Annotated in this window: 20 protein-coding genes; 10 read left to right on the top strand and 10 right to left on the bottom strand. The window is 71.8% G+C overall.

All coding sequences use genetic code 11. The annotated features are described in order from the left end of the window. The first annotated feature begins 26 nt into the window (after nt 1–26). Nucleotides 27–413, top strand: a complete 387-nt coding sequence (gene trxA, locus ABZT06_RS02800; RefSeq protein ID WP_355733790.1) for a thioredoxin — start codon at nt 27–29, stop codon at nt 411–413. A gap of 9 nt (nt 414–422) precedes the next feature. Here trxA and ABZT06_RS02795 read toward each other — a convergent pair whose 3' ends face one another. Genes ABZT06_RS02795 through ABZT06_RS02780 form a run of 4 tightly spaced genes read right to left on the bottom strand, consistent with a single transcriptional unit; the run spans nt 423 to nt 4,841 of the window. After that, nucleotides 423–1,859 (bottom strand): aldehyde dehydrogenase family protein, encoded by a 1,437-nt coding sequence (locus ABZT06_RS02795; protein ID WP_355733787.1) that lies wholly within the window; start codon nt 1,857–1,859, stop codon nt 423–425. 30 nt (nt 1,860–1,889) lie between these two features. Beyond that, nucleotides 1,890–3,068, bottom strand: a complete 1,179-nt coding sequence (locus ABZT06_RS02790) for a 4-hydroxybenzoate 3-monooxygenase (RefSeq protein WP_355733784.1) — start codon at nt 3,066–3,068, stop codon at nt 1,890–1,892. Nucleotides 3,069–3,084: 16 nt separating this feature from the next. Then, entirely contained in the window at nt 3,085–4,119 is a 1,035-nt protein-coding gene (locus ABZT06_RS02785; RefSeq protein ID WP_355733781.1) for a LacI family DNA-binding transcriptional regulator, read from the bottom strand. Between the two features lie 59 nt (nt 4,120–4,178). Continuing rightward, entirely contained in the window at nt 4,179–4,841 is a 663-nt protein-coding gene (locus ABZT06_RS02780) for a helix-turn-helix domain-containing protein (RefSeq protein ID WP_355733778.1), read from the bottom strand. A 119-nt stretch (nt 4,842–4,960) separates the two neighbouring features. Between ABZT06_RS02780 and ABZT06_RS02775 the strand changes: the two genes are divergently transcribed. Further along, entirely contained in the window at nt 4,961–5,524 is a 564-nt protein-coding gene (locus ABZT06_RS02775) for an NAD(P)H-dependent oxidoreductase (protein ID WP_355733775.1), read from the top strand. A gap of 131 nt (nt 5,525–5,655) precedes the next feature. Here the strand turns inward: ABZT06_RS02775 and ABZT06_RS02770 are convergent, their stop codons facing one another. Beyond that, the gene (locus tag ABZT06_RS02770) at nt 5,656–6,561 is read right to left on the bottom strand and encodes a LysR family transcriptional regulator (protein WP_355733772.1); all 906 of its coding nucleotides are present in this window, start codon (nt 6,559–6,561) and stop codon (nt 5,656–5,658) included. A 117-nt stretch (nt 6,562–6,678) separates the two neighbouring features. Here ABZT06_RS02770 and ABZT06_RS02765 point away from each other — a divergent pair, with 117 nt between their 5' ends. Beyond that, complete coding sequence (locus tag ABZT06_RS02765) at nt 6,679–6,885, top strand: hypothetical protein (RefSeq protein WP_355733769.1); 207 nt, start codon at nt 6,679–6,681, stop codon at nt 6,883–6,885. Here the strand turns inward: ABZT06_RS02765 and ABZT06_RS02760 are convergent. Both ABZT06_RS02760 and ABZT06_RS02755 read right to left on the bottom strand, forming a co-directional pair. After that, complete coding sequence (locus tag ABZT06_RS02760) at nt 6,882–7,763, bottom strand: LLM class F420-dependent oxidoreductase (RefSeq protein ID WP_355733766.1); 882 nt, start codon at nt 7,761–7,763, stop codon at nt 6,882–6,884. The genes ABZT06_RS02765 and ABZT06_RS02760 overlap by 4 nt on opposite strands. Nucleotides 7,764–8,310: 547 nt before the next feature. Further along, nucleotides 8,311–9,279: a TerC/Alx family metal homeostasis membrane protein gene (locus tag ABZT06_RS02755; RefSeq protein ID WP_355733764.1), complete on the bottom strand. Its 969-nt coding sequence runs from the start codon at nt 9,277–9,279 to the stop codon at nt 8,311–8,313. A gap of 247 nt (nt 9,280–9,526) precedes the next feature. Between ABZT06_RS02755 and ABZT06_RS02750 the strand changes: the two genes are divergently transcribed. Next, nucleotides 9,527–10,504 (top strand): alpha/beta hydrolase, encoded by a 978-nt coding sequence (locus ABZT06_RS02750; protein WP_355733761.1) that lies wholly within the window; start codon nt 9,527–9,529, stop codon nt 10,502–10,504. A gap of 150 nt (nt 10,505–10,654) precedes the next feature. Next, nucleotides 10,655–11,644, top strand: coding sequence for a helix-turn-helix domain-containing protein (locus tag ABZT06_RS02745; protein WP_355733758.1), 990 nt, complete (start codon nt 10,655–10,657; stop codon nt 11,642–11,644). 15 nt (nt 11,645–11,659) lie between these two features. Here the strand turns inward: ABZT06_RS02745 and ABZT06_RS02740 are convergent, their stop codons facing one another. Beyond that, nucleotides 11,660–12,013 (bottom strand): hypothetical protein, encoded by a 354-nt coding sequence (locus tag ABZT06_RS02740; RefSeq protein ID WP_355733756.1) that lies wholly within the window; start codon nt 12,011–12,013, stop codon nt 11,660–11,662. A 140-nt stretch (nt 12,014–12,153) separates the two neighbouring features. Between ABZT06_RS02740 and ABZT06_RS02735 the strand changes: the two genes are divergently transcribed. From ABZT06_RS02735 to ABZT06_RS02725, 3 genes are all read left to right on the top strand, one after another. After that, nucleotides 12,154–12,612 (top strand): MarR family transcriptional regulator, encoded by a 459-nt coding sequence (locus tag ABZT06_RS02735; protein ID WP_355733753.1) that lies wholly within the window; start codon nt 12,154–12,156, stop codon nt 12,610–12,612. 206 nt (nt 12,613–12,818) lie between these two features. Then, a complete protein-coding gene (locus ABZT06_RS02730; RefSeq protein ID WP_355733750.1) occupies nt 12,819–13,085 on the top strand; it encodes a hypothetical protein in 267 nt (88 codons plus the stop codon). A 130-nt stretch (nt 13,086–13,215) separates the two neighbouring features. Next, nucleotides 13,216–14,409: a CaiB/BaiF CoA-transferase family protein gene (locus tag ABZT06_RS02725; protein WP_355733747.1), complete on the top strand. Its 1,194-nt coding sequence runs from the start codon at nt 13,216–13,218 to the stop codon at nt 14,407–14,409. A 58-nt stretch (nt 14,410–14,467) separates the two neighbouring features. On the opposite strand, the gene ABZT06_RS02720 is transcribed toward ABZT06_RS02725, so the two are convergent. Beyond that, entirely contained in the window at nt 14,468–15,175 is a 708-nt protein-coding gene (locus tag ABZT06_RS02720) for an SDR family oxidoreductase (protein WP_355733744.1), read from the bottom strand. 103 nt (nt 15,176–15,278) lie between these two features. Here ABZT06_RS02720 and ABZT06_RS02715 point away from each other — a divergent pair, with 103 nt between their 5' ends. Next, nucleotides 15,279–16,136 carry a helix-turn-helix transcriptional regulator gene (locus ABZT06_RS02715; RefSeq protein ID WP_355733741.1) on the top strand — a complete coding sequence of 286 codons (858 nt, stop codon included), beginning with the start codon at nt 15,279–15,281 and terminating at the stop codon, nt 16,134–16,136. Nucleotides 16,137–16,178: 42 nt separating this feature from the next. On the opposite strand, the gene ABZT06_RS02710 is transcribed toward ABZT06_RS02715, so the two are convergent. Continuing rightward, nucleotides 16,179–17,030, bottom strand: a complete 852-nt coding sequence (locus tag ABZT06_RS02710; RefSeq protein ID WP_355733739.1) for a hypothetical protein — start codon at nt 17,028–17,030, stop codon at nt 16,179–16,181. 254 nt (nt 17,031–17,284) lie between these two features. Here ABZT06_RS02710 and ABZT06_RS02705 point away from each other — a divergent pair, with 254 nt between their 5' ends. Further along, on the top strand, nt 17,285–17,962 hold the full coding sequence (locus ABZT06_RS02705) for a response regulator transcription factor (RefSeq protein ID WP_355733736.1): 678 nt from the start codon (nt 17,285–17,287) through the stop codon (nt 17,960–17,962). Nucleotides 17,963–18,348 lie beyond the last annotated feature (386 nt).

Genomic DNA, 18,348 nt, shown 5'->3' with positions numbered 1-18,348 from the left:
CCGAGACCAGGAAGAGGGATCACGTCATGAGCAGCACCGTGGAGCTCACCAAGGAGAACTTCGACCAGATGGTCACGGACAACGAATTCGTCCTGATCGATTTCTGGGCGTCCTGGTGCGGTCCTTGCCGCCAGTTCGCGCCGGTCTACGAGAAGGCCGCCGAGGACAACCCCGACCTGGTGTTCGGCAAGGTGGACACCGAGGCGCAGCCGGAGCTGGCCGCGGCCTTCGGTATCCAGTCGATCCCCACGCTGATGATCGTCCGCGACCAGGTCGCGGTGTTCGCCCAGCCCGGGGCGCTGCCCGAGCCCGCCCTGACGGACGTCATCGGGCAGGCCCGCAAGCTGGACATGGACGAGGTCCGCAAGTCCGTGGCCGCGCAGCAGGCCCAGGCCGAGCAGAACGGCGAGTAACGCCCCTGATCAGAAGGGGTACGTCGCCACGTCCGCGCGTACCGTCGTCCAGCGCACGTCGGTGAAGGCCTCCACGTTGGCCTCGCCACCGAAGCGGGCGCCGGTGCCGGACGCGGCGATACCGCCGAAGGGCGCGACCGCCTCGTCGTTCACGGTCTGGTCGTTGATGTGCACGATACCGGTCGGAATCCGCTCCGCCAGGTCGAGACCGCGGGCCGCGTCCCCGGTGACGATGCCGAGCGAGAGGCCGTACGGCCCCGCGGCCGCCAGCGCGGCGGCCTCGTCGACCGTGCTGAAGGACCGTACGGGCGCGACGGGGCCGAACACCTCCTCCGCGTAGGCGGGCGTGCTGTCGTCGAGGCCCGCGAGGACCGTCGGGCGGTAGAAGAGCTTCTCGTGGGTGCCGCCGGCGGCCAGCTTGGCGCCCTGGGCGGTGCTGGCCTCGACCAGGCCGTGCACCTTGGCGAGCTGGTTGTCGTCGATGATCGGGCCGAGGTGGACCTGCTCCTTGTGGGGGTCGCCGACGGCGAGCGAATCGGCCTTGGCGGCCAGGCGTTCGACGTACTCCGCGTACAGCGAGTCGTGGACGAGGTGCCGGCCCGTGGTCATGCAGATCTGGCCCTGGTGGAAGAAGGACCCCCAGGCCGCCGTGGAGATCACGGCCTCGATGTCGGCGTCCTCCAGGACGATCAGCGCGGAGTTGCCGCCGAGCTCCAGGTGGGCTCGCTTGAGGTGGCGTCCGGCCGCCTCCCCCACCGCGCGGCCCGCCGCGGTCGACCCGGTGAAGGAGATGACGGGGATACGGGGGTCGGCGACCAGGGCCTGGCCGACGTCGGGGCCGCCGGGCAGGACATGGAACAGCCCCTCCGGCAGCCCGGCCTCGGCGAAGACCGCGGCGAGCGAGAGGCCGCCGCAGACCGCGGTGCGCGGGTCCGGCTTCAGGATCACGGCGTTGCCGAGGGCGAGGGCCGGGGCGACGGAGCGGATCGAGAGGATCAGCGGGGCGTTGAAGGGGGAGATCACGCCCACCACGCCGACCGGCACCCGGCGCGTGTAGGACAGGCGGGGCGCCTCGCTGGGCAGGACCTGGCCCGCTGGGCGGGAGGCGAGGGCGGCGGCCTCGTAGCACTCCTGGGCGGCCACGTGCAGTTCGAAGTCGGCCTTGCCGGGGATGGACCCGGACTCGCGGACGAGCCATCCGCGCAGTTCGTCGGCGTGCACGGAGAACAGGTCGCCGGCCTTGCGCAGCACCGCGGCCCGGACGAAGTGCGGGAGCCGGGCCCACTCGGCCTGGGCGGCGCGGGCGGCCTCGGCGGAGCGTGCCACGTCCTCGCCGCCGGCGAGGGTGACGGTGGCGAGCGTGTCGCCGGTGGCGGGTTCGGTGACGGCGTACTCAGGTCCCGAAAGGGGGTGGGACTGCCAGCTCTTGGGGTCGAGCAACGACATGGCGGCTCTCCGTTCGATCACCGGTGGGACTCACACGGGGAGCGGTAGTCCCGTGTAGTTCGCGGCCAGTTCGGCGGCCGCATGGCGGGATGCGGTGATGCGGCGCAGCCGTGCGAGCTGCAGTCCGTTCTCGAACGCATCCCCATTTGGTTGAGCATGCAACATCCTAGTCATGTCGTACGAGAACCGGGTGGCCTGCCACACACGAGAAAGACACAACTCCGAATACCTGTCGATCAATTGTGTCGATCCCGTGCGGTGCAGATCGGTCAGGGCACGGGCGAGGACGGTCACGTCCGACACGGCGAGGTTGAGACCCTTGGCCCCGGTCGGCGGCACGATGTGCGCGGCGTCGCCGGCGAGCAGGAGGCGGCCGTGCCGCATCGGTTCGTGCACGTGACTGCGCATGGGCGTCACGGACTTGGCGGTGATCGGACCCCTCGCGAGGGTCCAGTCGGCATCGATCGCGAAGCGCTCGGCGAGTTCGTCCCAGATCCGCTCGTCGGACCAGTCGTCGGCGTCGGTGCCGTTGGGGACCTGGAGGTAGAGCCGGGACACGGCGGGTGAGCGCATGCTGTGCAGGGCGAAGCCGCGCTCCCCGCGGGCGTAGATCAACTCCTCGCAGGACGGGGCGACATCGGCGAGGATCCCGAGCCAGGAGTACGGATGGTCGTGCTCGTACGTCCGGCTCGTCGCCGCCGGGAACGCCCCGCGCGAGATGCCGTGGAAGCCGTCGCAGCCCGCGATCCAGTCACAGGTCAGCGTCTGTTCGCGGCCCTTGTGCCGGAACCGCACGACGGGGGCGTCGCTCTCCGGCTTCTCGACCGCCAGGGCCTCCGCCTCGAACAACAGCGGTGGCCCCTCGGCCAGTTGGAGGGCGACGAGGTCCTTCACGATCTCGGTCTGGGCGTAGATGGTGACCGTACGGCCGCCGGTGAGGACGGGGAAGTCGAGGTGGTGCCGCTCCCCCGCGAACCGCAGCTCGATGCCCTGGTGGACCAGCCCCTCGACGTCCAGACGCCCGGCGGCGCCGCACGCGCGCAGGGCGTCGACCGTGCCCTGCTCCAGCATGCCCGCGCGCTGGCGGTGCTCGACGTACTCCCGCGTCCTGCTCTCCAGGACGACACAGTCGATGCCGGCCAGGTGCAGCAGGCGGGCGAGGAGCAGTCCGGCGGGGCCGCCGCCGATGATCCCGACCGTGGTGCGCATGGCAGGCCTCCCTGCGTCAGCTGGAGTCGCGCTCTACCACTGTGGCACCCAGCACCGTGTGCGTCTCGGTCGCGGTGCCCGGTTCGCGCACCGCGCGGTCGACCAGTTCGGCGAGGTCGCGGCCGGACGGGAGCTCGAGGTGGACCGTGCTCAGCCGGGGCCGCAGCAGCCGCCCGAGGAGCAGGTCGTCGGCGCCGATCACCGCGGTGTCCTGCGGGATGCGGATGCCCTCGTCCTGGAGGGCGCGCATTAACAGCATCGCGTACTCGTCGTTGTACGCGAAGACGGCGTCGAGGCCGAGGTCCCGCCAGCGCACGGCGAGCTTGGCCGCGGCCTGCTCCTCGTAGGCGAGGGGCAGCTCGGTCAAGGTGGCGTCGGTGCCGTGCAGGGCCCTGCGCACACCCGCCAGGCGGGGCAGCGAGAAGGCCTCCAGGCCGGGCTCCTCGGGCACGACGACGCCGATGCGGCGCCGGCCGCGGGCGTACAGGTGGGTGGCGGCGCTGTGGCCGACGCCCGCGTGGTCCATGAGCAGGGCGTGGGCCCCCTCGACCACCTCGGGTCCCAGGGTGACCACCGCTCGGGCACCGGAGCGCCGGAGCAGGGCCACGCCCTGTGCGCCGAGTCCCGCGCCGGGCACCAGGACGGCGACCGGGCGCAGCTCGGCCCAGGCGCGGGCGGCCTCGTCGCCCTGGAGGCCGACGCTGCCGTACTGCACGACGGTGTAGTCCAACCGGCCCAGGGCCCACTGGAGTTCGCTGATGAACTGGCTGTAGAGCGGGCCGGCCGGGATGGACGGGGCGGGCATCAGGACCATCCGGCTGTGGCCGGCGCGCAGACTGCGGGCGGCCGCGTGCGGGACGTACCCGAGTTCCTTGGCGGCCTCGTGGACGCGGCGGCGCGTGGGCTCGCTGATCCGGACGGCGCTGGTGTTGTTGAGGACGTAGGAGACGGTCGCTCGTGAGACGCCGGCCAGGCGGGCCACGTCGGCGCTCGTGGGAACCGGGCGCGTCGCGGGGGAAACGGGCGCGGGCGTTTTCGGTATCTGCACCATGACGGTCGTCATCTTTGCAGAAGCTGTGAAGGTGTCTCGGACCGGGGCGCGGCCCGAACTCACCGTGGCGGATCGGTGCAGGTGAGCCGGGCGACGAGGTCGTCCCAGCCCTTCTCCAGGCGCTCCAGCGGCATGTGGCACCTGCGGGTGAGGTGATGGACGGTGGCGGGGTCGAGGTAGCCCATGAGGGCCTGGGCGAGCAGTTCGCAGTCCGCGTCCGGCAGGGCCTGGCGCAGCAGCAGGGCCACATGGCTGTGATGGACCCGGCGGGGGGCGGGGGTGAACCGGCGCTCCGGGCTGGGCTCGGCCGCCAGCTGCAGGTCCATCTCGTCGACGGACCGGCGCAGGGTGGCGCGACCGAACGCGCGGAGCCGCTCGACGGGCGGCGCGCCGGGCCCGAGCGGGGCGGGGCCGCTGAGGAAGGCCGCCTGGAAGTTTCGCTCGGAGTGGTCGAGCAGAGCCGTCAGCAGGCCGGTGCGGTCGCCGAAGCGCCGGAAGACGGTGCCCTTGCCGACCGACGCGGCCGCGGCCACCGCCTCCATCGTCACCCCGGCCGCCCCGTGCTCGGCGACCAGGCGGGCGGCGGCCTCCAGCAGCCGGGCCCGGTTGCGCGCGGCGTCGGCGCGCAGGCAGGGCTCGTCCTCGGGGACACCGAGCTGGAGCAGTTCGGGCTCCCCGTCGGAATCCGGCGGGGTCGGCAGGGGTGGCAGGACGGCGGACATGAAATAAGCGTAAAGCAGCGGGAAGAAAACTGGACCGAGGTCCGGTTATGGGGGTACAACATTAAGCGGACCCCGGTCCGCATCATTACGGCAATGTTTCACCTCCCTTGGAGATTCGCATGTCTGTTCGCATTCTCGCGCTCGTCGGAAGCCTCCGCGCCGGTTCGCACAACCGCCAGCTCGCCGAGGCGGCCGTCAAGCACGCCCCCGAGGGCGCGGAGGTCGTGCTGTACGAGGGCCTGGCCGAGATCCCCTTCTACAACGAGGACATCGACGTGGAGGGCGACGTCCCCGCGGCCGCCGCCAAGCTCCGCGAGGCCGCGCAGGCCTCCGACGCGTTCCTGTTCTTCTCCCCCGAGTACAACGGCACGATCCCCGCCGTGCTGAAGAACGCCATCGACTGGCTGTCGCGCCCCTACGGCGCCGGCGCCTTCGGCGGCAAGCCGGTCGCCGTGGTCGGTACCGCGTTCGGTCAGTTCGGCGGCGTGTGGGCGCAGGACGAGACCCGCAAGGCCGTGGGCATCGCCGGCGGCAAGGTGCTCGAGGACGTCAAGCTGTCGATCCCCGGTTCGGTGGTGCGCTTCGCCGAGACGCACCCGGCCGACGACGCCGAGGTCGCCGCGCAGCTGGCCGAGGTCGTCGCGCAGCTGCACAGCAACGCGGGCGAGGTCGCCGCGGCCTGAGCCGCGGTACCTTGAACAGGGGTCGGAGCTTTTGCGCTCCGGCCCCCTTTCGTCTGCCTGCCCGTCAATGGGGGGCTGGTCGCGCCCGTGCGACGGAGCCGCAGATCGACACAGCCCCGCGCCCCTGCACTTCACGCCACCGCGGTCCCTGCCAGAGCCCTCAGTTCCCTCAGCGCCGCCGCGATCGCCGGGCGTTCGTGCGCTCCGGCGCGCGTGCAGGTCAGCAGCTTCCTGTGGGGGTCGCCTGCGCAGCGCACCCTCGCGATCGGCAGGTCCGGGGTCAGCTGGGCGAGGCGGGGGATCAGGGCCACGCCCAGGCGGTGAGCGACCAGGTGAGCGGTGACGTTCCAGTCCCGGGCGTGGTGGACCACACCCGGGGAGAAGCCGGCCGCGCCGCAGGCCGACATGACGTGTGTGCGGCAGGGGCTGTCGGCGAAGGGGGCGATCCAGTCCTCGTGGGCCGCTTCCGCGAGATCCGCATGCTCGCGGGCGGCCAGCGGATGATCCGCGGGTACGACCAGGTCGAACGGGTCGTCCAGCAGGGGCTGTTGGTCGTAGCGGGGGTCGCTCATGGGCGGGTTGTGCGGGGTCGCCTCCACGACCGCCAGGTCGGTCTCCCCCTCGAAGAGCAGGTCGAAGCTCTCCGGCACGCCCGCCTCCTGGATGCTGACGGTCAGTCGGCGGTGCCGCTCGCGCAGCCGGACCGCCATCGGGGCGAGCAGCATCGAGACGGCCACGGAGAGACCGCTCACCCGCAGCGGCCCCGCGGGCTCGGTGTGGTCGGCGCGCAGGTCCAGCTCGGCCTGTTCCCAGCGGGCCTGGATGGCGTCGGCGTGCGCGAGCAGGCTCTCGGCGGCCGGCGTGAGACGCACCCCGCGACCCTGGGGTTCGAGGAGGTCGACGCCCAGGTCGCGGGCGAGCTGACGGATCTGCTGGGAGGCGGCGGACGGGGTGAAGTGCAGGGCGCGGGCGGCGGCGGTGACTGTGCGGTAGTGGGCGACCGCCCTCAGGACGTGGAGCCGGCGCAGGTCAATCATGAAGCCCACGCTTCAAGGTCGGCTCCAGGAAGTCAACCTGGACGTGAACGAAGACTCCGCTGCACGCTGGACTGGTCGCGACGGCAGTACACGTCCCCCTACGCACGAGGAGTCACGATGACCAGCACGATCCGCGCCGTCTGCCCGCACTGCGCCTGGCCGGACGACGCCGAGCCGTTCCAGGTGGTGTCCCAGCACTGCACGGCGACGGGCGGGACGGTGTGGACCCGCTGCGCGTGCGGCTCGTTGCAGGTCCGGGTGACCGACGGCCGCGGGACCCGCGTCGTCTCCCGCAGTCGGCCCTCCGCCGCGCGGGCGGGTTAGTCCAGGTCCGCGAGCCGCTGTACGGCGGGTGCCGTGAAGCGTTCGATCCACTCGGCGGGGGCGCCGGTGCGCGGGGCGAGGATGACCGTGTCGATGCCGAGCTTGGTGTAGCCGGCGATGTCCCGGGTGAAGGCGTCCAGGTCGCTGTCGTCGGCCGCGTCGGCCGTGTACGTCATGGTCTTGCGGATCTCGGCGTAGTCCCGCCCCTCGGTGTCGCAGTGACGGCGCAGCACGTCGAGCTTGTGCGTGACCTCCTGCGGCGAGGTGGCGAAGAGGTTGCAGGCGTCGCCGTAGCGGGCGACCAGGCGCAGGGTCTTCTTCTCGCCGCTGCCGCCGATCATGATCTCGGGGTGCGGGCTGCTGACCGGGGCCGGTACGCACAGCGTCTCGGCGAGCCGGTAGTGGGTGCCCTCGAAGGGGCCGTTCGCCGCCGGGTCCCACATCTGCAGACAGATCCGCAGGGCCTCCTCCAGCCGCTCGAAGCGCTCCGCGAGGGGCGGGAACGGCACGCCGAGCCCTTCGTGCTCCCGGTCGTACCAGGCGGCTCCGATGCCGAGGGCCGCCCGGCCCCCGGAAAGCACGTCGAGCGTGGTCGCGATCTTGGCGAGCAGGCCGGGGTGACGGTACGTCACTCCGGTGACGAGCGCGCCGAGCTGGACCGTCTCGGTGTGGGCCGCGAGGAAGGCCAGGGTCGAGTAGGCCTCCAGCATGGGGTCTTCGGCGCCGCCGTTGAACTCCATCTGAAAGTAGTGGTCCATCACCGACAGCCAGCTCACCCCGGCCGCCTCCGCCGCGGCCCCCGCGGCGGCGAGCTCGGCGCCGAGAGCGGGCGCGCCCGAGGGGTGGTTGAACCGGTTGATGTGGACGCCTACGCGCATGTCCGTCTCCGTTCACGGGGCCTTCGCCGACCTTGCCGACGCTAGATCCTGGAGTGCTCTCGAAGTCAAGGGGAGTTGATGGGGCAGGCGTGGGGGCCTGGTGTGGCTCTGGCTCGCGAAATCTCTCGGGCGCCCTCGGGGCCACGAGGGCGGACGTACCGGGCCTCTGCGCCGCGACCCCCTGTGGGACAGAGCGGCTCCGAAGCCGCGGCCTGCGACCCCGCCCCGGCGAACGGCAGACGAACGCGGCGAACACCGCCGAAGCCGCGCCGAGTTCGCCCCAGCCTCGCGCCAGGGCACGGCCCGCGAAACGATCCGCAGGCGGGGTACGGGGACACCATGCGCACGTGGCCCGGGCCGACACGCGCCCCGGCCAGGCTCGGGCCGGCGCTCCACCCCACCGCGGCGGCTGCAACCCCACTCCGGGCACAACGCACCAGGCCTGTCCTTACCTGTCTCGGCGGCGCCGGTTCTCCGCCCCGCGTCCCGGAGCCCCGGGCCGGCCGGAACCTTCCCGTCCCGGCGATGCCCGGCAGCCGTCATCGCGTCACGCGACCCGTTCCACCGCCGCCCGCTCCTGCCTCTTCGCGGCGCGCAGGCTCGTCAGGGTGGTGATCGTCAGGACCAGGACGATGAAGCCGAGGGAGAAGGGGATGCCGATCTCGGGGACGTGGACGCCGGACTCGTGGAGGGCGTGCAGGACGAGTTTGACGCCGATGAAGCCGAGGATGATCGAGAGGCCGTAGCTGAGGTGGACCAGCTTCTTCAGCAGGCCGCCGATGAGGAAGTACAGCTGGCGCAGGCCCATCAGGGCGAAGGCGTTGGCGGTGAAGACGATGTACGGGTCCTGGGTGAGGCCGTAGATCGCGGGGATGGAGTCCAGGGCGAACAGCACGTCGGTGGAACCGATCGCGAGCATCACGACGAGCATCGGGGTCATGACCCGCTTGCCGTTCTGCTCGATCCACAGCTTGGTGCCGTGGTAGCGGTCGGCGACACCGAACCGCTTCTCCACCATCTTGAGCAGCTTGTTCTCCTCGTACTCCTCGTCGTGTCCGTCCTTGCGGGCGTCCTGGACAAGCTTCCAGGCGGTCCAGATCAGGAAGGCGCCGAAGAGGTAGAACACCCAGGAGAACGCGGTGATGATCGCGGCTCCGGCCGCGATGAACCCGGCACGCAGCACGAGCGCCATCACGACGCCGACCATCAGCACCCGCTGCTGGTACTGCGAGGGCACCGCGAACTTCCCCATGATCAGGACGAACACGAAGAGGTTGTCGACGCTCAGGGACTTCTCGGTGATGTATCCGGCGAAGAACTCGCCCGTGGGCTTCCCACCGGCGAAGAGGAGCAGCCCGAGTCCGAAGAGACAGGCCAGCACGACCCAGACGACGGTCCAGATGCCGGCCTCCTTCACCGACACGTCGTGGGGCTTGCGGCCGATGAGGAAGTCTGCGCCGACCAGGACGCACAGGGCGACGACGGTCAGCAGCCAGACGGTGAGAGAGACGTTCACTGGTTCTCCTGGTGCATGGGGGGCATCGACAGCGTTGTCACCCCCTGGGGCCCCTTCCACCCGCACAAGGTGAACAACAGGTCACGCCATGGCAAGGAACCGCAGGCCACACGGGAACATGGCGGAATCTCGTCTCGCGTCACCCGCCGTACGGCGGGCAGGTTCCGCAGTACGGCGGCGCCCCGGACGGACGTCGTTGCCCGGATCATGACGCCACGAGCCGCCGCGCCCCGCGTGAGGAGAAGCCATGACCTACGTCCCGCCTCCGTTCGATCCCGAACTCGCCGCCGCCCTGGACATGATCAAGGAGATGATCTCGCCCGGCATGACCCTGGACGACATCGAGCTCGTCCGCCAGGGGCCGGGCATCCAGATGCTGGCCGACATGGACCTGAGCCTCGGCGGGTTCTTCGAGGTGGAGGACCGGTCGGTACCCGGGCCCGAGGGCGCCCCGGAGATCTCGCTGCTGATCTGCCGGCCCGCCGCCCCGGCACCGGCGGACACCGGACGTCCGGTGATCTATCACGTCCACGGCGGCGGCATGGTCCTGGGCAACAACCGGGTCGGAGTGGACGGTCCGCTGGCCTGGGCGAAGGAGCTGGACGCGGTGGTGGTGTCGGTGGAGTACCGGCTGGCGCCCGAACATCCGCATCCGGCGCCGGTCGAGGACGTCTACGCCGGGCTCGTGTGGACCTCCGAGCACGCGGAGGAGATCGGCGGCGACCCCGAGCGGATCGTGATCGCCGGTGCGAGCGCGGGGGGCGGGCTGTCGGCGGCGCTGGCGCTGCTCACCCGGGACCGCAAGGGACCGCGGCCGATGGGGCAGCTGCTGATGTGCCCGATGCTGGACGACCGCAACGACAGCCCGTCGACGCATCAGATGGCGGGCCTGGGCGTCTGGGACCGTACGGCCAACGAGACGGGCTGGACGGCTCTGCTGGGCGAACTGCGGGGTGGCCCCGACGTCCCGGCGTACGCGGCGCCGGCCCGGGCCGAGGACCTGTCGGGGCTGCCGCCCGCCTTCCTCGACGTGGGGTCGGCGGAGACGTTCCGGGACGAGGTCGTCGCGTACGCGTCCCGGATCTGGCAGGCGGGCGGGGTGGCGGAGCTGCATGTGTGGCCCGGGGGTTTCCACGGGTTCGACGGGTTCGCTCCGCAGGCCGCGTTGTCGCAGGCGGCGCGTGCGGCTCACTTGGCGTGGCTGCGGAGGTTGCTGGGCTCCTAGGGGTAGCTGCGGGCAAGCGCACCGGGAAGTGGGGTGTCGGGCGGTCGCGGGACTGCTGCGGCCGGTCGCGCCCACGTGGTGGAGCCGCGCATGTCGGAGCCCCGCATACCGACAGGGGTGCTTCCGGGCCCCATGCCGCACCATTGACCCATGAAAGAGCTGGCCGGGCGCCTGACCGCCCTGGATCCGGACGCCGGAGCCGCGGTGCGGGTGATCGCCTACTTCGATCGGCTGTCCGAGTCCCGTGCCGGGCTGGAGGCTCTGGTGCGTGGGGCCGCCGTACTGGCCGGGGTGCCGGCTCGGCTGGTCGACGCCGAACGGAGGGTGCACGTCCGGGTCGAGGCCGACGGGACGCGCCGGGACTCCGGGGCGCCGCCGGAACCCGGCTGGCCGTCCGCCGCGCTGACGCCCGGCGGGGCCGCCGCGCTCTGGCTGGAGCGGGCCGAGGCGGCTCCCAGTGTGGTCGACGCGGTGATTCTGGAGCGCGCCGCCGGGGCCGTACGGCTCGTTCTGGACCGTACCCGGGGACGCGCGCCCGCCGATGATCCCGCGCTGGTCGAGACCGTGCTGGACGCCACCGCCCCGGAGGCCGCACGGCTGCACGCGGCGCGTGGGCTGGGGCTGGATCCCGCCGCGTCCGCGCGTGCGCTGGCCCCGCTCGACGGGCGCCCCCGGATCATGGCCGGGCGGGCGGACGCCGAACTGCCCGCCGGGCGGGTCGGGGTGGGCCCCGCCGTGCCCGTGCTCGAACTGCCGCGGTCCTGGGCGGACGCCCGCACCGCGCTGCGCTTCACCGCGGAGGGCACGGCTCAGGACCCTGGGCCGAAGGTCGTGTACGCCGACGAACTGGGCGGCGTCGCACTGCTCGGCGACCTCGTCGCGCCCGGCGCGGAGCCGCCACCCGACGTCCGGGCGCTGGAGTCGGCGGGGGCGAGCACGCCGTGGCTGCTCGCCACGCTGCACGCCGTGGTCTCGACGGCGAGCCTGCGGGCGGCCGCCGCCGAGATCAGCGTCCACCACTCCACGCTCCAGGACCGGCTGTCCCACGCGGAGCATCTGCTGGGCTGGCCGCTGCGCACGCCCCAGGGACGCCTGCGGTTGCAACTGGCCCTGGCGATGCGCCACTTGGCGCGACCGTAGCGGAAGCTCGGCGGCTCAGCGGAACTCGTGCACGACCTCGATCCGGCCGACGATGTGGGCGTTGAACTCGTCGAGCTCCTCGGCCGGGACCCACAGTTCGAGGATCGTGCGGCCGCCCGCCTGCTGGACGGGGTAGCGGCCCAGGAAGTCCGACCCGGCCTCGAAGCGGGTCACGAAGCCGGCGCCGTCGTGCTTGACGTTCCAGTCCCTGGCGATCTTGATCGCGTAGCCCTCGTCGAGGACCGGGTAGAAGATCGGCTGCTCGGGCAGCCTCGGCGGCCAGGCACGCCAGTCGAGCTCGCGGACCAGGTCCAGTTCCACGGGGCCGGTCGGGCGCCAGAGGGTCGTGGTGGAGGGCCGGGTCGTCATCGGCGTCACTCTCTGCGGGTGCGGGTGCGGGTGCGGACAGCCGCGCGATAGTTGCGCGCGCACTATAGAAGCAGACGCTGAAAGTTTCAGCGATGCAATATCCTGGGCGTATCCGTATCCGGACGGAGGAAGCAGGCCCCATGACCGCCACAGATCCCGCACTCACCGCGCTCGCCCAGGGCTGGTGCGCGCTCTCCCTGCTGCACGGCCGGATCGAGGCGCACATCGAGAAGGCCCTGCAGAGCGCACACGACCTCAGCGTGCGCGAGTACTCCCTGCTCGACGTCCTGGGCCGCCAGCACGACGGCGAGGGCGGACACCTGCAGATGAAGCAGGTCGCCGACGCCGTCGTCCTGAGCCAGAGCGCCACCACCCGCCTGGTCACCCGCCTCGAGGACCGCGGCCTGCTCTCCCGCTACCTCTGCCCCACCGACCGCCGCGGCATCTACACCGACGTCACCGACGCCGGCCGCACCCTCCTCGAACAAGCCCGCCCCACCAACGAGAAGGCCCTGCGAGAAGCCCTCGACCAAGCCGCCACCCACCCCGAACTCACCCCCCTCGTCAGGGCATTGGAAGGTCTCGGAGTGCCGGTCTGAGCCGACCGGGGCGATGGCCGGGCGCCCAGGGCAGCCAAGGGCACGTACAACCGCCCTTCCTGGCGCCGGACTTCATCGCGCCGTCTGCGAGCGCACCACTGCGCCGAGTTCCGGGAGGAATTGCCGCCGACCGCCATGGGCAAGGTGTTGAGGGACCAGCCGTGAAGGAACGCGACGCATTCCGCGCAGAGGAACGGAGATCCAGCGTGCCGACGAACCAGGCCACCGCCCCGGGGGACGACATGTCACTCACCCGGATAGAGCGTCTCGACGCGGAGATCATCGCGCTGCTGGCGCGCCGCCGCGAGATGGCTCGGGAACTCCCCGCCCCGGCCCGGGCCCGCGCCGTCGACCCCGGCTTCGTGGAGGCCGTACGGGAGGTCACCGGCCGCTACCGCCAGGAACTCGGCGGGGCCGGAGAGCTCGTCGCCCGCGCGGTCATGGTGCTGTGCCATCCGGGCCGCCAGAACTGAGCGGCGGACCGAAGGGCCGTGCGAAGTGGCCCCGGTGGCCTCGCCGTCCGCCACGAGGTGGCGAACGGCACAGGTCAGGGGGCCGGGGCAGTCGTTGACACCCTCTCGGACGGGCCGTACAAAGGGCGGCATGAGCCTGCCGCAGCTTCCCCTGTCCGGGGTCACGGTGGTCAGCCTGGAGCAGGCCGTGGCCGCGCCCTACGCGACCCGCCAGCTCGCCGACCTCGGCGCCCGGGTGATCAAGGTGGAGCGGCCGGGCGACGGTGACTTCGCCCGGCGCTACGACACGACCGTGCACGGCCACTCCAGCTACTTCGTGTGGCTCAACCGGTCCAAGGAGTCGCTCACCCTGGACCTGAAGGACCCGCGCGGCCTCGAGATCCTGCACCAACTCCTCGACGGCGCCGACGTGTTCGTCCAGAACCTGGCCCCGGGCGCGGCCGACCGGCTGGGCCTCGGCGTGGCCGCCCTCGCCGAGCGCCGGCCGCGGCTGATCCCGTGCACGATCTCGGGGTACGGCACGGACGGGCCGTGGGCGGACCGCAAGTCGTACGACCTGCTGGTGCAGTGTCAGACGGGTCTGGTGTCGCTGACCGGGACCGCCGAGGAGACCGCGCGGGTCGGGATCTCCGTCGCCGACATCGCGGCCGGGATGTACGCCTACAGCGGCATTCTGACCGCCCTGTACACCCGCGCCACCACCGGCAGGGCCCACCCGGTGGAGGTGTCCCTGTTCGAGGCACTGGCCGAGTGGATGAGCCAACCGGCCAATTACACGCGCTACGGGGGCAGTCAGCCGCCGCGTCTGGGCACCCAGCACGCCACCATCGCCCCCTACGGCGCCTTCACGGCCGCCGACGGCCACGACGTGCTCTTCTCCATCCAGAACGAACGCGAGTGGATCGTCCTGTGCGCCGATTTCCTGCGGCAGCCCGAGCTGGCCGAGGATCCGCACTTCGCCACCGGCCCGGCCCGGGTCGCCCACCGCGAGGAACTCAACGCCGTGGTCGCCGAGCGGATCGCGCGCTCCGACGCCGCGGAGGTCCTGAAGGACCTGGAGGGCATCGGCATCGCCTGCGCCGGGGTCAATGACGTCGCCGCGTTCCTCGACCACCCGGTCCTGGCCGCCCGCGGCCGCTGGCACGAGGTCGCCGTCCCGGGCGGGGCCACGGTGGAGGCGCTGCTGCCCCCGGCCGACCTGGCGGGACTGCCCGCCCGCATGGACCCGGTCCCGGGGGTGGGCGAGCACACCGAGGCGATCCTCACGGAACTCGGCCGCACCGGCGAGGACATCGCGGCGCTGCGGGCGGACGCGGTCGTCTGAGCCTCCGGGTTGGAGGAGACACGCCTCCGCCCCGGAGGAGGCACGGTTCACCCGGGAGTCACCAGGGCAGCGGGCCCTTGGCGTCGAAGTAGCCGCCGGTCGGGCCGTCCGGGGCGACCTGTGCCATGCGGACGATGATCTCGGCACCCTCCGCCACGGTCTGGGTGCCCGTGTTGCCGTTCAGGTCGGTCTTGGTGAAACCGGGCTCCACGGAGTTGATCCGCATGGCCGGGAACGCCTTCGCGTACTGCACGGTGAGCATGTTGACCGCGGTCTTGGACGTCGGGTACGCGATGCCCGGATAGAAGTGCGCGGGGTGGTCCGGGTCGGAGAGGTGGGTCAGGGAGCCCAGTCCGCTGCTGACGTTGACCACGACCGGGGCGGCCGAGCGCTGGAGCAGGGGCAGGAAGGCGTGCAGGACGCGGACGACACCGAAGACGTTCGTCTCGAAGGTGGTGCGCATGTGGTCGGCGGTCACGGTGGCCGCGACCGGCACGCTGTTGTCGTCGGTCCGGGTCTCGATGCCCGCGTTGTTGATCAGGACGTCCAGGCCGCCCGCGGCCTCCAGGGTCTTGGCCGCGGCCTCGACGGAGGCGTCGTCGGTGACGTCGAGCTGCACGAACCGCGCGCCGAGCTCGTCGGCGGCGCGCCGGCCGCGCTCGGCGTCACGGGCACCGACATAGACGGTGTGGCCCGCGGCGATGAGTTGGCGGGCGGTCTCGAAGCCGAGGCCCTTGTTCGCTCCGGTGATGAGTGTGGTCGTCATGCCATCCAGATTGCTGCGCCGCGGCGCGATCAGCTAGGAGTCCCTTCTTCCTGGGACTGGCGGTACCAGGCACATCCGCGGCCGACGGTGTTCACTGAGCGGCATGGCGGCAACAGAGCTGGGACAGACGCTGCGGCGCTGGCGCGACCGGGTCCCGCCGGACGCGGCCGGGCTTCCCTCGGGGGGCCATCGGCGCGCGGCCGGGCTGCGGCGCGAGGAACTGGCCCTGCTGGCCGGCATCTCGGTCGACTACGTCACGCGTCTCGAACAGGGCCGGGCGGCCAACCCGTCGGTTCAGGTCGTGGAGGCACTGACCCGGGCACTGCGGCTCTCGGGGGACGAGCGGACGTACCTCTTCGGTCTGGCGGGGTTGGTGCCGCCTGGTCCGGACGTCGTGCCGGGGGTCATCACGCCCAGTGTGCAGCGGCTGCTGGACCGGCTGGTCGACACCCCCGTCGCGGTCTCCGACGCGGCCATGACGCTGCTGCTGGCCAACCCGGTGTACGCGGCGCTGATGGGCGACCCCTCGGTCCTGCGTGGCTTCGAACGCAACGGCGTGTGGCGCAACTTCACGGGCATGCCGACCCGGGTGCGGCACACCCCTCAGGAACGGCGGGACTTCGAGGCGGGCATGGTCGCCGAACTGCGCGCGACCGCTGCCCGCTATCCCGCCGACCGCCAACTCTCGCTCCTGGTGGCCGAGTTGCACAGCAGGAGTGAGCGGTTCGCCGAACTGTGGGACGCGGGAGCGGTGGGCCGTCTCGCCGGCTCGCACAAGACGATCGAGCATCCGCAGGTCGGCACGCTCACGCTCGACTGCGACCTGCTCCGGGTGGAGGAGAACGACCTCCACATCCTCGTGTACTCGGCCGAGCCCGGCACCGAGGCAGCCGAGAAGCTGCGGCTGATCTCGGTGCTGGGCACGCAGAGCCTGGCCGAGGGAAGCCGGCGGGGCTTGTGAGGCTCCTGGACGGGCGGCCGGACCAGCCGGCCGCCCGCCGTCTCAGTAGCCGTACCGGTTCTTCAGGTGGCGCCAGAAGTCGCGCAGCATCCACTTGTCGAAGTCGGTGATCTGGGTCGCGCTGCCCGCGTTCATCAGGAAGCAGCACTGGCCGGTGGGGGTCCAGTCGTAGAAGTCGTCGAGGCCGAAGGTGTGGCCGACCTCGTGGAGATAGATGTGAATGTTCTCCTGGGCGAGGGCCCCGGTGAAGTACTCCTGGCCGACGCGCTGGCCCCAGTCCCCGCCTGCGCCGCCCTGGAAGCCCTTGGTCAGCCAGAGCGACTGGTCGTAGTGACGGGCGACGCCGCCTGGGCACTTCGAGTAGTTGCCGTCCTGGTGGAAGAAGCGGCCGCAGTCGGGGGCACACTGCGGGGCGCCGCCGTCGTCCAGGTTTCCGGCGTAGATGTCGACCGAGTTGTCGGTCCACTGCAGGGTCGAGCGGTTCTTGACCGCCCAGCCGACGATGTTGACGGGCACGGTGGTGTACGGCCAGGCGTTGGTGCCGGTGCCGTTGTCGAGCATGGCCGCCATCCACTTGGCGAACTGCTTCTTCAGCGCGGCGTGGACCTGGTCGCGGAGGGCGGCGCTGACCGGGGCGTCGGACTCCCAGCGGACGCAGTAGTTGACGCTTCCCTTGTTGGCCATGATCTGGTCCCAGCCGTAGTTGCGGAAGCCGTAGAGGTCGGGGTAGGTCGACTCGACGTGGTTCCACACCTCGCCCAGGGGCTGGACGAGATGGGCCGGCGGGTTCCAGTTGTCCGTCGCCTGTGCCGGGGTCGCTGTGACCGCGGGGGTGGCCAACACCGCGAGCAGGGCGGCGAGGACGGTGACGAGACGCACGATGCGGGTGCGCATGGAGTGAACTCCCTTCGTGGGGGACGGGATTCACCGTGCGGTCGCCGCCGTTCCGCCCCGGGTTGCCGCCTGCGGCACACCAACCGGGGCGGCCGGGGCGGGGCGGGTTCGGCCCGAGTCGCCACAGGATTGTGAGCCAGCACACAATCGATACGCTCCCGTATCGATAGTTCTGGAGTTACGCTGGCCCCCACGAGAACGAAACCGTTTCGTTCAGCATGTAGTGCGCTGGACGAGGATGGAGCACGCACGCCATGACCAGCGTCCTCATCGCCACCGGCCAGTCACTTCAGCGTGTCGGCCTTCGAATGCTCCTTGAGTTCCAGTCCGACCTGACCGTCGTCGGCGAGGCGGCGCACGGGCCGGAGGCGGTCCGGCTGAGCGCCCTGCTCCGGCCGGACGTCGTCCTGCTGGACGGCCGCAGCACCGGTACGGACACCCTCGAGACCGTCCGCCGCCTCGCCCACGCGCCGGACGGGCACGCCCCGCACGTCCTGCTGCTCACCTCCGGCGACGACACCCACCCCTACGGTGCCCTGCGCGCCGGAGCCGCCGGACACCTTCCCGAGGGTGCCACCGCCGACGAACTGGTCGCGGCCGTCCGGGTCGTGGCCGCCGGGGACGTCGTCGTCTCCCCCGGACTGACCCGCGCGCTCATCGACGCCGTCCGCAGCCCTCGCGCCGTCGGGAACTCCGTCCCCGGCAACCGGCTGGGCACCCTCACCGGACGCGAGCGCGACGTGCTCACCGCGGTCGCCTCGGGAGACTCCAACGCCGAGATCGCCGACCGGCTCTGCATCGCACCGACCACCGTGAAGTCCCACGTCAGCAACATCCTCACCAAGATCGGCGCCCGCGGCCGGGTCCAGGCGGTGGTCTTCGCCTACGAGTCGGGACTGGTCCGACCCGCACAGCACGTTCTGCACGCGTGAAGGGCCCCGCCTGACGCAGCGGAGGTGCCAGGCCTTCAGGACGCACCGCCGACTCCGGCAGCGGTTCCCGCTGACGCGCCGGCCCGACCGGCACGACTCGGCCCCGACGGGCGCGCCCTCGACATCCGCTTCCTGCCTCCGGTCCCGGCCCAGCAGCGCACGTCCGCCGACGACCGCCACACGTCGGAGAGACCGCGCCGCACGCGTCAGCAGCCTCCCCGCCGCCTCCCCCGACCGGGGCCGCACGGGCGGACCGCCCTGCGTCGCCGAGCACCGGGAGTTGCGCCCGCGCGCACGCATGAGCCTGATCGAGGGACACGGCATCCCCCACCGGACCGGCTACACCACCGGGAGCCGCCGCCCGGCCACGCTCGACGACCGGAGTG

The sequence above is a fragment of the Streptomyces sp. NPDC005483 genome (assembly GCF_040606035.1).
Classification (GTDB): domain Bacteria; phylum Actinomycetota; class Actinomycetes; order Streptomycetales; family Streptomycetaceae; genus Streptomyces.
This window is presented reverse-complemented; position numbering and strand designations above follow the sequence as displayed.

Excerpts from the sequence above, each read along its gene's own strand:
- ABZT06_RS02720 (WP_355733744.1), bottom strand. The coding sequence starts at position 15,175 with ATGACGACCACACTCATCACCGGAGCGAACAAGGGCCTCGGCTTCGAG.
- ABZT06_RS02790 (WP_355733784.1), bottom strand. The coding sequence starts at position 3,068 with ATGCGCACCACGGTCGGGATCATCGGCGGCGGCCCCGCCGGACTGCTC.
- ABZT06_RS02735 (WP_355733753.1), top strand. The coding sequence starts at position 12,154 with ATGACCGCCACAGATCCCGCACTCACCGCGCTCGCCCAGGGCTGGTGC.
- ABZT06_RS02750 (WP_355733761.1), top strand. The coding sequence starts at position 9,527 with ATGACCTACGTCCCGCCTCCGTTCGATCCCGAACTCGCCGCCGCCCTG.
- ABZT06_RS02795 (WP_355733787.1), bottom strand. The coding sequence starts at position 1,859 with ATGTCGTTGCTCGACCCCAAGAGCTGGCAGTCCCACCCCCTTTCGGGA.
- trxA (WP_355733790.1), top strand. The coding sequence starts at position 27 with ATGAGCAGCACCGTGGAGCTCACCAAGGAGAACTTCGACCAGATGGTC.
- ABZT06_RS02765 (WP_355733769.1), top strand. The coding sequence starts at position 6,679 with ATGACCAGCACGATCCGCGCCGTCTGCCCGCACTGCGCCTGGCCGGAC.
- ABZT06_RS02780 (WP_355733778.1), bottom strand. The coding sequence starts at position 4,841 with ATGTCCGCCGTCCTGCCACCCCTGCCGACCCCGCCGGATTCCGACGGG.
- ABZT06_RS02710 (WP_355733739.1), bottom strand. The coding sequence starts at position 17,030 with ATGCGCACCCGCATCGTGCGTCTCGTCACCGTCCTCGCCGCCCTGCTC.
- ABZT06_RS02740 (WP_355733756.1), bottom strand. The coding sequence starts at position 12,013 with ATGACGACCCGGCCCTCCACCACGACCCTCTGGCGCCCGACCGGCCCC.
- ABZT06_RS02705 (WP_355733736.1), top strand. The coding sequence starts at position 17,285 with ATGACCAGCGTCCTCATCGCCACCGGCCAGTCACTTCAGCGTGTCGGC.
- ABZT06_RS02760 (WP_355733766.1), bottom strand. The coding sequence starts at position 7,763 with ATGCGCGTAGGCGTCCACATCAACCGGTTCAACCACCCCTCGGGCGCG.
- ABZT06_RS02785 (WP_355733781.1), bottom strand. The coding sequence starts at position 4,119 with ATGGTGCAGATACCGAAAACGCCCGCGCCCGTTTCCCCCGCGACGCGC.
- ABZT06_RS02715 (WP_355733741.1), top strand. The coding sequence starts at position 15,279 with ATGGCGGCAACAGAGCTGGGACAGACGCTGCGGCGCTGGCGCGACCGG.
- ABZT06_RS02775 (WP_355733775.1), top strand. The coding sequence starts at position 4,961 with ATGTCTGTTCGCATTCTCGCGCTCGTCGGAAGCCTCCGCGCCGGTTCG.
- ABZT06_RS02745 (WP_355733758.1), top strand. The coding sequence starts at position 10,655 with ATGAAAGAGCTGGCCGGGCGCCTGACCGCCCTGGATCCGGACGCCGGA.
- ABZT06_RS02770 (WP_355733772.1), bottom strand. The coding sequence starts at position 6,561 with ATGATTGACCTGCGCCGGCTCCACGTCCTGAGGGCGGTCGCCCACTAC.
- ABZT06_RS02725 (WP_355733747.1), top strand. The coding sequence starts at position 13,216 with ATGAGCCTGCCGCAGCTTCCCCTGTCCGGGGTCACGGTGGTCAGCCTG.